At 65.8% G+C, this 12,892-nt stretch carries 13 protein-coding genes; 4 read left to right on the forward strand and 9 right to left on the reverse strand.

Annotated features, from left to right (window positions below):
- Window positions 1-29 precede the first annotated feature (29 nt).
- On the reverse strand, window positions 30-464 hold the full coding sequence (locus Q0R16_RS13430; protein ID WP_295636897.1) for a DUF3237 domain-containing protein: 435 nt from the start codon (window positions 462-464) through the stop codon (window positions 30-32).
- Window positions 465-540: 76 nt separating this feature from the next.
- On the opposite strand from Q0R16_RS13430, the gene Q0R16_RS13435 reads away from it, so the two are divergent.
- Window positions 541-1,899 (forward strand): aromatic ring-hydroxylating dioxygenase subunit alpha, encoded by a 1,359-nt coding sequence (locus Q0R16_RS13435; RefSeq protein ID WP_295636900.1) that lies wholly within the window; start codon window positions 541-543, stop codon window positions 1,897-1,899.
- Here Q0R16_RS13435 and Q0R16_RS13440 read toward each other — a convergent pair.
- The 5 genes from Q0R16_RS13440 to Q0R16_RS13460 all read right to left on the reverse strand — a co-directional run bounded on the left by Q0R16_RS13440 (window position 1,884) and on the right by Q0R16_RS13460 (window position 7,152).
- Window positions 1,884-2,780, reverse strand: a complete 897-nt coding sequence (locus Q0R16_RS13440; RefSeq protein WP_295636903.1) for an isocitrate lyase/PEP mutase family protein — start codon at window positions 2,778-2,780, stop codon at window positions 1,884-1,886. The two genes, Q0R16_RS13435 and Q0R16_RS13440, sit on opposite strands and share 16 nt — an antisense overlap.
- Window positions 2,773-3,393: a 3-isopropylmalate dehydratase small subunit gene (gene leuD / locus Q0R16_RS13445; protein ID WP_295636906.1), complete on the reverse strand. Its 621-nt coding sequence runs from the start codon at window positions 3,391-3,393 to the stop codon at window positions 2,773-2,775. Before leuD ends, Q0R16_RS13440 begins: the two co-directional genes overlap by 8 nt.
- Window positions 3,390-4,769: a 3-isopropylmalate dehydratase large subunit gene (gene leuC, locus Q0R16_RS13450; protein ID WP_295636909.1), complete on the reverse strand. Its 1,380-nt coding sequence runs from the start codon at window positions 4,767-4,769 to the stop codon at window positions 3,390-3,392. The genes leuD and leuC overlap by 4 nt, the downstream gene beginning before the upstream one ends.
- Window positions 4,770-4,858: 89 nt before the next feature.
- Window positions 4,859-5,992: a CaiB/BaiF CoA-transferase family protein gene (locus tag Q0R16_RS13455; protein ID WP_295636912.1), complete on the reverse strand. Its 1,134-nt coding sequence runs from the start codon at window positions 5,990-5,992 to the stop codon at window positions 4,859-4,861.
- A complete protein-coding gene (locus Q0R16_RS13460) occupies window positions 5,992-7,152 on the reverse strand; it encodes an acyl-CoA dehydrogenase family protein (protein ID WP_295636915.1) in 1,161 nt (386 codons plus the stop codon). Before Q0R16_RS13460 ends, Q0R16_RS13455 begins: the two co-directional genes overlap by 1 nt.
- Before the next feature lie 113 nt (window positions 7,153-7,265).
- On the opposite strand from Q0R16_RS13460, the gene Q0R16_RS13465 reads away from it, so the two are divergent.
- A complete protein-coding gene (locus tag Q0R16_RS13465) occupies window positions 7,266-7,457 on the forward strand; it encodes a hypothetical protein (protein ID WP_295636918.1) in 192 nt (63 codons plus the stop codon).
- A complete protein-coding gene (locus Q0R16_RS13470; RefSeq protein WP_295636921.1) occupies window positions 7,454-8,806 on the forward strand; it encodes an amidase in 1,353 nt (450 codons plus the stop codon). The genes Q0R16_RS13465 and Q0R16_RS13470 overlap by 4 nt, the downstream gene beginning before the upstream one ends.
- Here the strand turns inward: Q0R16_RS13470 and Q0R16_RS13475 are convergent.
- The 3 genes from Q0R16_RS13475 to Q0R16_RS13485 are packed head-to-tail and all read right to left on the reverse strand — an operon-like array spanning window position 8,796 to window position 11,923.
- Window positions 8,796-9,617, reverse strand: a complete 822-nt coding sequence (locus Q0R16_RS13475) for an alpha/beta hydrolase (RefSeq protein WP_295636923.1) — start codon at window positions 9,615-9,617, stop codon at window positions 8,796-8,798. The two genes, Q0R16_RS13470 and Q0R16_RS13475, sit on opposite strands and share 11 nt — an antisense overlap.
- A 9-nt stretch (window positions 9,618-9,626) precedes the next feature.
- Window positions 9,627-11,003 (reverse strand): MmgE/PrpD family protein, encoded by a 1,377-nt coding sequence (locus Q0R16_RS13480; protein WP_295636925.1) that lies wholly within the window; start codon window positions 11,001-11,003, stop codon window positions 9,627-9,629.
- Complete coding sequence (locus Q0R16_RS13485) at window positions 11,000-11,923, reverse strand: hypothetical protein (RefSeq protein WP_295636928.1); 924 nt, start codon at window positions 11,921-11,923, stop codon at window positions 11,000-11,002. The genes Q0R16_RS13480 and Q0R16_RS13485 overlap by 4 nt, the downstream gene beginning before the upstream one ends.
- Window positions 11,924-12,168: 245 nt before the next feature.
- Here Q0R16_RS13485 and Q0R16_RS13490 point away from each other — a divergent pair, with 245 nt between their 5' ends.
- Window positions 12,169-12,807: a hypothetical protein gene (locus Q0R16_RS13490; RefSeq protein ID WP_295636930.1), complete on the forward strand. Its 639-nt coding sequence runs from the start codon at window positions 12,169-12,171 to the stop codon at window positions 12,805-12,807.
- Window positions 12,808-12,892: the final 85 nt, after the last annotated feature.

The raw sequence follows: 12,892 nt of genomic DNA on the forward strand, positions 1-12,892 counted from the left end.
TCCACCGCGAACCTGCCGTAGTCGGCCGGTTATCCGATTTCGAAGATTTTGTAGATGGGCCCGGACGGGGTCTGTTCGCCGGTGCCGACCGCGATAACGTTGTTCAGCCATGCGTAGCGATCATCGCCGCATTCGAACCTGGCTGCGATGGCCAGCGAATAATCGTGTCGTTCGAGCAAAGCGCCCTTGGCGAACCGTGCCATTGCGTCGGGGCCAGCCAGGAAACGGCCCTGGTACGATGCATAGATCAAGGCACCGTCGTGCGTTTTCAGGGCCAGTCGCACATCGATGACCATCACTCCATCGGGGCGGTTGATCACCCAATCGGCGCCCGGCAGCACCGTGCCCGCAAGCCGCTCGCCCGAAAAGTGGCCGCCCGTGACCGGCGCGATGCGGCGCAGCCCGGCCGGGGTTCTGCCGATGACCAGCATCGACGCGAAGTCCACGTCGAGTGCCAGCGTCATAAGGTGCTTGTGCGCAAGTTGATCCATCGGCATCTCCGCTAGCAGCACGCCATCAGAGCCGCAAATGGAGAGACGCATGGACATTACGGCCCGCCGCCCCGGACCTTCGGTTCAAGAGGTGTTCGCCGGTGACATCAATCCGGCACCGGATGTCCTGCGTGCAGAATCCCCGGCGCAGGGCCAAAGCTCGGCCGATGTCTCGGCCGAACGCTACTTTTCAAAGGACTGGCACGATCGGGAGGTCGAAAAGGTCTGGCGCAAATGCTGGCAACTCGCCGCACGCGTCGAGCACATCCCCAACGTCGGCGATCACGTCGTGTATGACATCGTTCACGATTCGCTCATCGTCATCCGCACCGCGCCCGACGAAGTGCGCGCTTACGTCAATTCGTGCCTGCACCGCGGCACGATGCTGCGCACGGAAGGAGGCTGCGTCAACCAGTTGCGCTGCCCGTTCCACGGCTGGACCTGGAAGCTCGATGGTACGCTGTCGATCATCCCCGGACAATGGGATTTCCCGCATGTAAACAAGGACGCGATGCGCCTGCCCGAAGCCAAAGTGGGGATCTGGGGCGGCTTCGTGTTCGTCAATTTCGATCCCGATTGCGAACCGCTCGAAAGCTATCTCGAAAACCTGCCCGAACACTTCGCGTCGTTCAACCTGGAGGACCGCTATGTTGCGGCGCATGTCGCCAAGATCATGCCGTGCAACTGGAAGCTGGCGATGGAAGCCTTCGTCGAGGCGTACCATGTCAGCATCGCGCACCCGCAAGTGATGGGCTATTACGGCGATACCAACACGCAGTACGATGTGTGGCCCGAGGTGCGCCACGTCAGCCGCATGATAAGCGTTCAGGGCGTACCGTCACCGTCGCTGAAGGGCATTCCTGCCGAACGCACGATCGAGGAAATGCGCCGCGACGTGCCGTTCTTCGCGGGCAGGCCGATTGTGGTGGGTGAGGGCGAAACCGCGCGCGGCAAGCTGGCTGAGCGCGCGCGAGAGAAGATTTCGCGCAGCATCGGGCGCGATATGTCCGCGCTTTCAGACAGTGAATCGCTCGACCTGATCGAATATACGCTATTCCCCAACATGGTGCCGTGGGGCGGCCAGGCCCTGCCGATCACTTATCGCTTCCGCCCCAATGGCGACGATCCCGAAAGCTCGATCATGGAGATCATGTTCCTGTTTTCCAAAGCGCCCGACGGATCGCACCCGGCGCCGGCAAAAATGACGATGCTCGGCCCCGACCAGAACTGGTCGGATGCGCCCGAGCTTGGTTCGGCCGCGATGGTGGCCGATCAGGACACCGACAACCTCATGCGCATCCAAAAGGGCTTGCGTGCCTCACGCAAGCCGGGCGTAACGCTGGCGCGCTATCAGGAAAGCCGCATTCGCCATTTTCACGAGACGCTCGATGCCTACTTGTCGGCGTGATTCCGTGACTGCACATCGCCGGTCGCGCCCCACTTGCGTTCGAAGTCCCACACGTCTTCAAAGCCGATCAGCGAGCAGAACTCCTTGAAATTGAACATCGGCATGTCGGCGGGTTCGCCATCGCCGTCGCGTTTGAGCCGGACCAACGCCTGTTCGATCGACGCGGCGGAGATCAGGCTGGTGAGCGAAGGATAGATCGCGAACGCGTAGCCGATCCGGGCCAGCTCGCTCGCGCTGCACATCGGAGTCAGCCCGCCGTTGGCCATGTTGGCCATCATCGGCTGGTCGAGCGCGGCGCAGGCCTGGCGCATCTCGTCGGTGCTGGTCAGCGCCTCGACGAACAGCACGTCGGCGCCGGCCTCGCCATACAGCCGTGCCCGTTCCAGCGCGCCGTCGAGCCCTTCGCTCTGCCGGGCATCGGTGCGCGCGATGATTACCGTATCCGGATTGCGCCGCGCATCGCAGGCGACGCGGATCTTCTCGGCCATGTCGCTGGCCGGGATCAGCCGCTTGTACGGTGTGTGGCCGCACTTTTTGGGGAATTCCTGGTCTTCGAGCTGGATCGCGGCAACGCCCGCGTCCTCGTAGCCGCGCACGGTGTGGTGCACGTTGAGCAGCCCGCCATAGCCGGTGTCGGCATCGGCGATGACAGTGGCGTTCGACGTCCGCACCAGCGTCGCCATGCGGTCGACCATCTGCGTGTAAGTCGCGATTCCGGCGTCGGGCAAGCCATAGGCCGATGCGGTCAGCCAATAGCCGGTGCCATAGACCACGTCGAAGCCGACCTTGTTGGCGATCACCGCCGAAATCATGTCGTGAATGCCGGGCACGACGAAGAATTTCCCGTCGGCAAGTTTGCTGCGCAGCATCTGGTCAGCCATTCGTTTTGCTCCACAGCCAGGGTTGATCGGCGCGGCTTCTCGCCTCGAACGCGGCGATCGCATCACCTTGCGTCGCCAGGATCATCGTCGGTTCGTCCCACCCGTTGAGCAGCGCGGCGCGGCTGTGCGGGGGAAACGCGAAGGCCAGTTCGCGCCCGCGCCCGTCGGTCACGATCTGGCTGTCGAGATCGACGGCGAGCACCCGGCCTGCCTCGGCGTCGGCCAGCAGCGATGCCACTTCGGCCTTGGGCAAAGTTACTGCCAGCACGCCGTTGCGCGCGCAGTTGGCCGCAAAGATCTCGCCGAAGCCGGGCGCGATCACGCAAGCCAGACCCAGGTCGATCAGCGCCCAGACGGCCTGTTCGCGGCTCGATCCGCACCCGAAATTGTCGCCCGCCACCAGGATCGCGGCGCCGGCAAAGCGCGGATCGTTGAACGGAAACCCGCCGATGGCCTTGCCGGCCGGATCGAAGCGGCGCTCGTAGAACGCATGTCGGCCCAGCCCCACCTTCTCGGTCTGGAGCAGGAAGCGCGCGGGCAGGATGATGTCGGTGTCGATGTTGGCATCGGGCATCGGCACCGCGACCGAGCGGACGGAGCGGAACGGGGTCACAACAGGCCTCGCACGTCGGTGATCCGGCCGGTCAGCGCGGCAGCGGCGGCCATCACCGGGCTCATAAGGTGGGTGCGCGCGCCGATCCCCTGCCGGCCTTCGAAGTTGCGGTTCGAGGTCGATGCGCAGCGCGCACCGGCTGGCAGCCGATCGTCGTTCATCGCCACGCACAGCGAGCATCCGGCATCGCGCCATTCGAAGCCGGCGCGCAGGAAGATTTTGTGCAAACCCTCCGCTTCGGCCTGACGCTTGACCAGTCCCGAGCCGGGAACCACCAGCGCCCGAACCCCGGCAGCGACCGAGCCGCCTCCGATCAGCCCGGCCGCCGCTCGCAAGTCCTCGATCCGGCCGTTGGTGCACGATCCGATGAACACGTGGTCGATCGGCAGGCCCGCCAGCGCGCTTCCGGGTTCCAGCCCCATGTAGGCGATCGCCTTTGCCTCGCTTTCGCTCGCGGGTTGCGGGATGGTGCCGGTGACCGGCATGACCTGATCGGGGCTGGTTCCCCAACTGACTTGCGGTGCGATTTCGGCGGTGTCGACGGTGATCTCGCGGTCGAATACCGCATCCTCGTCGCTCGGCAGCCTGCGCCACCATGTTTTGGCCGCATCCCACGCGGCTCCCGCCGGCGCCAGCGGCCGCCCTTTGAGATAAGCAAATGTGGTGTCGTCGGGTGCGATCAGGCCGATCCGCGCGCCAGCCTCGATCGTCATGTTGGATAGCGTCATCCGCGCTTCCATCGACATCGCGCGCACCGCCGGCCCGGCAAATTCGATCGCGTAACCGGCCGCGCCCGCCGCGCCGATCGATCCGATGATCGACAGGATCATGTCCTTCGATGTGATCCCCGCGCCCGGCGTGCCGTCCAGCGTGATCCGCAGCGTTTTCGCCCTCGTCTGGCGCAGCGTCTGGGTGGCCAGCACGCAGGCGATCTCGCTGGTGCCGATCCCGAAAGCGAGCGCCCCGAACGCGCCATGGGTGGCGGTGTGGCTATCGCCGCAGACCAGCGTGATGCCGGGCAGCGTGAACCCCTGTTCGGGCCCGATGACGTGGACGATCCCCTGCCGCTGATCGTCGAGCGTGATGTTGCGAATGCCGAATTCGGCGCAATTGGCCGCCAGCAGCGCCACTTGCGCCCGCGCTTGCGGATCGGCGATGTCGGTCGCGCGGCCCAAGGTCGGCACCGCGTGGTCGGCCACCGCCAGGTGCGCGTCGACGCGGCGCAAGGCATGGCCGTTTTCGCGCAGCGCGGCGAAGGCTTGCGGGCTGCTGACTTCGTGCAGCAACTGCCGATCGATGTAGATCAGCGCGCCGCCATCATCGAATTGGGAAACGACATGTGCGTCCCACAGCTTGTCATAGAGGGTCCGGGCCATCGGCCAGCCCTCGGATTGCGGCCGCGCTGAGGCAACCAGTAACCCGCGAATGTCCGAAGTCCGGGTATTCGCCAGTCGCTTCGGGTCGTTCAGCGCCCGAATTCCGCACGGATAGCATCGCCGTGCTGGTCGATGGACGGCACCGCGCCTTCCTCCAGAACGAGCCCGTGGCGTTCAACCGGCGCGGCAGGCATGCTCACCACGCCGCTTGGGGTCTCGACCAAGACGCGGCGCAATTGCGGATGGGCGGACAAGTCGGCGACGTGGTTGAAATGCGCCCAGGCAATTCCGGCCTTGGTCAAAAGTGTGCTGGCCTGCGCCTCATCGAGCGAGCCCAGCGCGGCATGGATCGCGGCATCAAGTGCGCCGCGATTGCGTACCCGCGCGCTGTTATCGGAAAAGCGAGGATCGGCGGCCAGGCCCGGCTCGCCCAGCACATCGGCGCAGAACCGCTGCCACTCGCGCTCGTTCTGGATGGCCAAGACGATTTGGCGGCCTCCCGCGACGGGATAGGCGCCGTAAGGTGCGATCGTGGCGTGGTGCAGGCCCGCGCGTTGCGGCGCGCGTCCAGCGTAATCGTGGTGCAGCAGCGGCACTGCCATCCAGTCGGCGATCCCGTCGAACAGCGACACCGCCAGCCCCGCGCCTTCGCCAGTTCGCGCGCGCGCCAGCAGCGCCTCGAGGATCGCCGCGTGCGCATTCATGCCGCAGGCGATATCGGCCACCGACACCCCGACCCGGCCCGGTGCATCGATCCCGCCGGTGATCGAGGCGAGCCCGGTCTCGCACTGGATCAGGAAATCGTAGACCTTCATGTCGCGGCCCGGCCCGCGTTCGCCATAGCCCGAGATATCGCACGTGATCAGGCGAGGGTGCCGCGCGCGCAATTCGGCCGATCCGAACCCCGCGCGCCTGGCCGCATCGGGCGCGAGATTCTGGATGAACACGTCGGCGCGCGCGATCATCGCGGCCAGCAGCGCGGCATCGGCAGGTTGCTTGATGTCGAGCGCCACCGATTGCTTGCCGCGATTGAGCCAGACGAAATAGGCGCTTTCGCCATGCACCACGGCGTCATAGCCGCGCGCGAAATCGCCTTCGGCGCGCTCGATCTTGATCACTCGCGCACCCGCCTGCGCCAGCTTGAGCGATGCCAGCGGCGCGGCCACCGCCTGTTCGAGCGATACCACCAGCAATCCTTCAAGAGCTTTGGCTAACGCGCCCATCAGAAGCTCTTGGGCAAGCCGAGCGCGTGTGTCGCGACGTGGCTCAGGATCAGGTTGGTCGAGATCGGGGCGACCTGGTAAAGCCGCGTCTCGCGGAACTTGCGCTCGATGTCGTATTCCTCCGCGAAGCCGAACCCGCCATGCGTTTGCACGCACATGTCGGCGGCTTGCCAACTGGCTTCGGATGCAAGCATCTTGGCCATGTTGGCTTCGGTCCCGCAAGCCTGCCCGCGATCGAACAACCGCGCCGCCTTGTCGACCATGCCCGCCGCCGCGGTCAACTGCACGTGCGCCCGCGCGATCGGAAACTGCACGCCCTGGTTTGCCCCGATCGGGCGGCCGAACACCGATCGATCGCGCGCATAGGCGCTGGCGCGATCGATGAAGAAGCGCCCGTCGCCGATACATTCGCTGGCGATCAGGATGCGTTCGGCGTTCATGCCATCCAGGATATAGCGAAAGCCCTTGCCCTCTTCGCCGATCAGATTTTCCGCCGGGACCACCAGATCGTCGAAGAACAGCTCGGTCGTCGCGTGGTTCAGCATTGTGCGGATCGGGCGAATGGTCAGGCCGTTGCCGACCGCGTCGCGCATGTCGACCAGCAGCACGCTCATGCCCTCGGACGGTTTCGCGCAGTCCTCGCGCGGGGTGGTGCGCACCAGCAGCACCAGCAGGTCCGAATGTTCGGCGCGGCTGATCCAGATTTTCTGGCCCGAAACCACGTAGCTGTCGCCATCACGCCGCGCGAAAGTGCGGACGCGGGTGGTGTCGGTGCCGCTGGTCGGTTCGGTCACGCCGAACGCCTGAAGCCGCAACGCGCCGCTGGCAACGGCGGGCAGGTAGCGGGCTTTCTGGTCTTCGCTGCCATGCTTGAGCAGCGTGCCCATCACGTACATCTGCGCATGGCAGGCGCCGCCGTTGCAACCCGAACGGTGGATTTCCTCGAGGATCGCGGTTGCTGCGCCCAACCCGAGGCCTGACCCGCCGTACTGTTCGGGCACCAGCACCGACAGCCAGCCGGCGCGGGTCAGGGCATCGACAAATTCGGTCGGGTAGGCGCGTGCCCGGTCCTTCTCCTGCCAGTACGATCCGGGGAAATCGGTGCAAAGCCGCGCGACGGCCTCGCGGATCTCGGCGAAATCGGTTTCGTCATCGAGCATGGGCGTCCCTTTCGCACTGTGCGCTACGCGGGGCGCGCGGCAATCGCCATTGCCGACATGGCAACGCGCCATGAGCAACCAGCAAGCCTGCGACGCTTGAACCGTGGGGCGCTGTGGCCGATGACACGGCGATGGACGACGATCGATTTTACGAGCCCGCGCTGGCGCAAGGCCTTGCCGTTGCGCTCGAACACTGCCCCGATGCGGTAGCCGCAGCGTTTGCGCTGGTCATCCGGCAACGCGCGATCCTTGGCGTCTGCACCGATCCCGCGATCGAGCCGTTCGTGCTGGACCCGGCGCGATGAGCGAGGATCATGCCTGGCTGGGGATCGGCCAACTTGCCAGCGCATTCCGCGAGGGGCGGTTTACGCCGACAGAGCACCTCGAACACCGGCTGGCGCGGATTGACTCGATCGACCCGCAGCTTTGCGCGTTTATCCGGCTGGACCGTGAGGGTGCGCGCCGCGCTGCCAGGGAGGCAGGCGCAAGGTTCGCGGCAGGCAAGCCGCGCGGCCCGCTCGACGGCGTGCCGATCGGCATCAAGGACGTGATCGATGTCGCCGGACTGCCGACCAACTGCCATTCGCGCCTGATGCCGGGCGGCCCGGCCACAAAGGATGCCGCAGTCGTCGCCGCCTTGCGCGCGGGCGGCGCGGTGATCGTCGGCAAGCTGGCGACGCACGAATTCGCGATCGGCGGGCCATCATTCGATCTGCCCTATCCGCCCGCGCGCAATCCGTGGAACTTCGATCACCACCCCGGCGGATCATCGTCGGGCGCGGGTGCAGCAGTCGCGGCCGGGCTGGTCTCGGGCGCAGTCGGCACCGACACCGCAGGATCGGTTCGCAATCCGGCGGGGGCGTGCGGCGTGGTCGGGCTCAAACCGACGCTGGGGGCGCTGTCCAGGGCGGGCGTGTTCCCGCTGGCGTGGAGCCTCGATCATGTCGGCGTACTGACGCGCAGCGTAGCCGATGCAAGGCTTTTGCATTGCGCGATGGGGGGCCATGCAACCGCGTTGCACCGTGCGATCAAAGGGCTGCGGATCGGCTTTGTGCGCCATTTCCATAATCGCGACATGATCGCGGAGCCCGAAACCGCCGCGGCGCTCGATCGGGTTGCCAGCGCGCTCGAAGCGGCTGGTGCGCAAGTCGTACCGGTCGAACTGCCCCCGCTCGACCTGTTCGCGACGATCAATCGCGTCATCCTTCAGGCCGAGGGCTTCGCGCTCCATGCCGCGAACTTGCGCGCTCGGCCGATGGATTTTGCGGCAACGACCCGCGCTGCGCTGCTGCCCGGCGCGTTCACAACGGCCGAAGATTACCTGACCGCGCAGCGGCGCCGGTCAGAGGTTTTTGCCGCGGTCGAGGCGGTGTTCGCGGCTGTCGACGTGCTGCTCTGCGCCAACAGCATGGAGCCGTCGTGCCGGATCGACGATCCCGCCGAGATCGCGCGCAGCTACATGCTCAACGCGCGCGCGCCGTTCAGCGTGACCGGGCATCCGGCATTGGCGATGATGGCGGGGTTGTCAGCCATGGGCCTGCCGCTGTCGGTCCAGTTCGCAGGCCGATTACGTGATGAGGGAACGCTGTTGAGCGTCGCGGCTGCATGGGAAAGCGCGATGGGGCCGCTACCTCGTCCCCCAATTACCCGTTGATAAATGGCACGATTCTCTCTGTCGCAAGCTCGGGCTGTTCAAGCACCAGATAGTGCCCGCAGCCGGGCAGGACTTCCATCCGGCAATCGGGCAGGACCTTGGCGATGGTCGAAAATCCGCAACCGCTGGGCGCCGGATTGAACGGCGTCATGTTGTCCTCGGCACCCGCCAGCAGCAGCGTCGGCCCGGTTACCAGCGGCAGCAGCGGTTCGAGGTCGGTGCGTTCGATCGTCTCGGTGCCCGCAACAAAGGCTTCGGGCGCGGTCGCGTCGAACGCGACGTACATGTCCTCGAACTGGGCATTTGCGTCGGCCCGTTCGTAAAATTCGCGCGCGAAGCCGGCCACCGAGGTGAGGTCGGTAACCGCGGTCATTCCGCTGTCCAATGCCGCGCGTTTCCAGGTCTTGCGCATCATCCGTGCGGCCAGATCGTAGCGCGCGAGGAAGCAGCTCAGCACCAGTCGGTCGATCACTTCGGGATGGCGCGCGGCCAGCGTCAAGCCGATCATCGCGCCGAACGAAGTGCCGTGGAGGTTGACCTTGTCGTACCCCGTGGCGCGGATGAATTCGTAAATGATCTCGGCAAAACCGTCCATCCCACCGGGGCGTGCGGTTCCGGTGCTTTCGCCATAGCCGGGCAAATCAAGATCGATCGTCTCGAAATGCTCGGCCATCAATGGTGTCATTCGGCCGAAATTGCGGTGCCCGAAGGCCGATCCGTGGAGGTGGAGCAGCGGTTTGCCCCCACTGCTGGCAGGGCCGGTCGTCTTGTACCAGAGCGTCTCGCCGCCGGGCAGTTTCACCAGGGTCATCTTGGGCTCCTAAGCGGTTTTCAGCAACGAAATCAGCGGATCGAGCGCCGGTGCGGTGTCGAGCGACCAGGCGGCGTCGAGCACGGCTTGCGCGCGGCCCGAGGGCAGCACGTCTTCGGCGTATTGGCGGAATAGCGCCGACAGCATGTCATCGGGCACCCGAGCGCCGGGAGTGCCGAGGAAATGATCGACGTTGTGCGCTTCGGTGGTGCCATCGGTGAACGTGGCCAGTAGCGAGCAGCCTTCGAACGTGGCGCGCGTCTTGTCGGCGATGAGGTCGACCCGCTCGCGCAGGCGCAAAATTTCGGGATCGGTGAAGCTGGCCGGCGCGGTTTCAGCGATGGTGAACCGGCCTTTGACCCAGGCGGCGGCGGCGCAGAAGCGTAAGTCGAAGGTTGCCTCGCTCTCGCTCGATGGCAGGCCGAAGCGATCGCGCCGCTCGTCGGCGATCGATTGGACCAGCGGGTTGACCTTGAACACCAGCCGGTCGAGTTCGCGTCCGCCAGCGCGCGATCGTACGGCCAGCACGCATTCGACCGGGCCATGCGTGATCGTCTCGGTCGGCACCACCTTGTAGGTCTGGCCGAACAGCCGCCAGTTTTCGCCGAGCGTGGCAAGTATCGGCTCGATCTTGGCGCGATCTTCATCGCACAGCGCCTGGAACATGCCGCGGTCGCCTTCGAAGGCGGTGGCGGGCGCCGTAAATCCGCGCTCGGCCAGCTCGAACGCGACCAGGCCCGAGCGCGCGGTGGCGCCGGTGATATACGACAGCGTCATGCTGCCGACCGAGGCATAAAGGCCGAACGCTGTGCACATGGCCACGCCCACCGCGTTGCGCATCGGTTCGGCGTCGAGCCGGGCGAGCAGCGAGCAGGCGATCGCTGCGCCGACCCCGCCGGTCAGCCCAGCAGGAACGCCGCCACGATAATAGCCGCTTGGCATCAGGATTGTCGCAACCGCGAGCTCGCACTCGATGCCGAGCGCCAGTGCGGTCAGGAAATCCCGTCCGGTCGCCTTGCGCGCCTCGGCAATGGCAAAGGCAGCCGGCAGCACCGCCGAAACCGCGTGCATGAAGCACGGGATGTAAGTGTCGTGAAAGTCGAGCACTTCATAAAGCGCACCGTTGACGATGGCGGCTTGCGCAGGAGTGGTGCGGGTGCCGAACCAATGGATATGCGTGCCGCGTTCGGTCGGCCCGTCGGCCAGCGCCCAGTCGTGCAGCAAGCGGATCGCCGGGTGCCCGGTCGCGCCGACCGAGGCCTTGAGCTGGTTGATCACCAGCCGCTTGGTTTCTTGCAAGATTTCGTCGGACAGCCCGGTTGCCGCCTGTTGTCGCGCAAAGTCGACCAAGCGTTCGGATACGGTCAAGGCAACGCTATCGGTCACGAGGCGACCGGCTCCAGCCGCACGCCGCGCGCCACTTCGCCGTACATCCATTCGAGCAAGTCGGGATCGGTCTGGTTGTACCCGGAAATCCCGACCAGCGCTTCGTAGGCCGGGTAGCCGCGCAAACCGACCAGCGTGGGCTTGCCGCCACGGTTCGAGGTATAGACCGCTCGGACCGGGAACGCATGGATCGCCGCGCAATGGTCGGCGAGATCCGGGATTTCGGCGAACAGACCGGCAAGGCTGGCGCCGCTGGCAAGCGTCAGGTCGATCCATGCCTGGTACTGGCGATCGACGGGATGGGTCTTGACCGGGTAGCCGGAAGCCTGCTCGGCCGCCATATCGGGGGTCTCGAACAGGCTCAGCCGGAGGCGCTGTACCTCGTGCCCGTCAGCCCAGCGCTCGCACAGCGCGTTCAGGAAGCTGCGGAACCCGGGCTCGTCGCTGCGGCGGCGGACAAAGATCGCGAACGTAGGCGCAGGCGGCGGGCCCTGTGGCGGGCTGGGTAGCGTGCGATCCGCAAACGTGTGGCCGTTGTCGCCGATCACGCGATAAGTCGTGCTCTGGTCGACGATCAGATCGATGTCGGCCAACATGCTGGCACGCACCGTGGGCGACGGGCTGGCGCTGAACGCGGCCAGGGCATCGTCGTCGTGGTAGCGAACGTCCGAAATCCACATCAGTTGCGCGTGTGCGGGACAGGCGGTGTCGATGCCGGCGAGCGCATCGAGCAGCGACGGACCGAGCGGCTCAAGCTGGAAATGGCGGTATTCCCAGATGCCCGGCCGGCGCGCGATCGAGGGGCTGTGGACATCGCGCCAATAGCGCAGAACCGCTTCGAGCGGCAGGTGCGGCAGTTTCCAGCCGCACGTGACGCGGCAGATTTGTGCACGATTCTCGATCGCGATCAACGTGTTCATGGCTTCATCTCGATCCCGCCCGCCGGTTTGCGGCCTTGCTTGCGGCTTACGATTGCTGGTGCGCGAATGTCTGCGCAATGATTTCCCGCGAGGTATGACGAAAAGGCGGGACCGCTTGCCGATCGAGCGCAGTCACTCAAGGAACCGCATTCCGGTTATCGCGCGACATGCCGTTTGCGCCACCATCGGGCGAAGCGGCTCAATCGCATGGTCGAGCGAGCGTTGAAGGTGGAAGGAACAAGATTATGGCGACGACCCTGTTGGCCGTGGCGTTCGCCATGGCCTCGATCCCGGGCGCGAACGCACTGCCGCCCGGCCCGAACGCCGCAGCCTTCGGCCCGGAGCACGCGCGCGCCGTTAGCGAGAGCCGCGCGCAATGCCGGGCCCGATCGTTCCAACTTGGCGCCAGCGATCCCGACATCGTCGAGGCCTGGCACGCGCTGCGCGGGCCCGATGGCGTGTCGCGGGTCGAGCGGGTGGCGCTGCCGGGCAAGCGCGGGAGCTATTTCGGCGGATCGGTGAAACTGACCCAGTTCGCGCTGGGCCAGCCCGATCGCGTGGTGCTGGTCAACGGGTCGCCCAATATGACCATTCCGCCGCACGCCGCGCCCTATCGCGAGATCTTCATCATCCTGGCCGGCTCGTCGCAAATGATCATGCCCGATGGCGGAACGATCGAACTCAAGCCGGGCAGCCTGTTCATCGCCGATGATGTGGGCGTGACCAAAGCGCGCGGCGGTCGATCGGGGCCGTGCGGCTACATCGCGCTCGACTTGCAGTTCAACGTGCAGCCGCTGCCCGAGTTTCGTTCCGGCCCCGAAGTTCGTTCCGGCCCCGAAGTTCGTTCCAGCCCCGAAGCTCGTTCCAGCTATGACAAAAAGTGAGACCGCTATGAGGGCGCAGGCAATTGGCACAGCGGGGTAACGTGCCAGTCTCCAACCGGGCCGAACAGCGGCCCGGACGGCGATC

The sequence above is a fragment of the Novosphingobium sp. genome (assembly GCF_025351285.1).
GTDB lineage: Bacteria > Pseudomonadota > Alphaproteobacteria > Sphingomonadales > Sphingomonadaceae > Novosphingobium.

Excerpts from the sequence above, each read along its gene's own strand:
- Q0R16_RS13430 (WP_295636897.1), bottom strand. The coding sequence starts at position 464 with ATGACGCTGGCACTCGACGTGGACTTCGCGTCGATGCTGGTCATCGGC.
- Q0R16_RS13435 (WP_295636900.1), top strand. The coding sequence starts at position 541 with ATGGACATTACGGCCCGCCGCCCCGGACCTTCGGTTCAAGAGGTGTTC.
- Q0R16_RS13440 (WP_295636903.1), bottom strand. The coding sequence starts at position 2,780 with ATGGCTGACCAGATGCTGCGCAGCAAACTTGCCGACGGGAAATTCTTC.
- leuC (WP_295636909.1), bottom strand. The coding sequence starts at position 4,769 with ATGGCCCGGACCCTCTATGACAAGCTGTGGGACGCACATGTCGTTTCC.
- Q0R16_RS13455 (WP_295636912.1), bottom strand. The coding sequence starts at position 5,992 with ATGGGCGCGTTAGCCAAAGCTCTTGAAGGATTGCTGGTGGTATCGCTC.
- Q0R16_RS13460 (WP_295636915.1), bottom strand. The coding sequence starts at position 7,152 with ATGCTCGATGACGAAACCGATTTCGCCGAGATCCGCGAGGCCGTCGCG.
- Q0R16_RS13470 (WP_295636921.1), top strand. The coding sequence starts at position 7,454 with ATGAGCGAGGATCATGCCTGGCTGGGGATCGGCCAACTTGCCAGCGCA.
- Q0R16_RS13475 (WP_295636923.1), bottom strand. The coding sequence starts at position 9,617 with ATGACCCTGGTGAAACTGCCCGGCGGCGAGACGCTCTGGTACAAGACG.
- Q0R16_RS13485 (WP_295636928.1), bottom strand. The coding sequence starts at position 11,923 with ATGAACACGTTGATCGCGATCGAGAATCGTGCACAAATCTGCCGCGTC.
- Q0R16_RS13490 (WP_295636930.1), top strand. The coding sequence starts at position 12,169 with ATGGCGACGACCCTGTTGGCCGTGGCGTTCGCCATGGCCTCGATCCCG.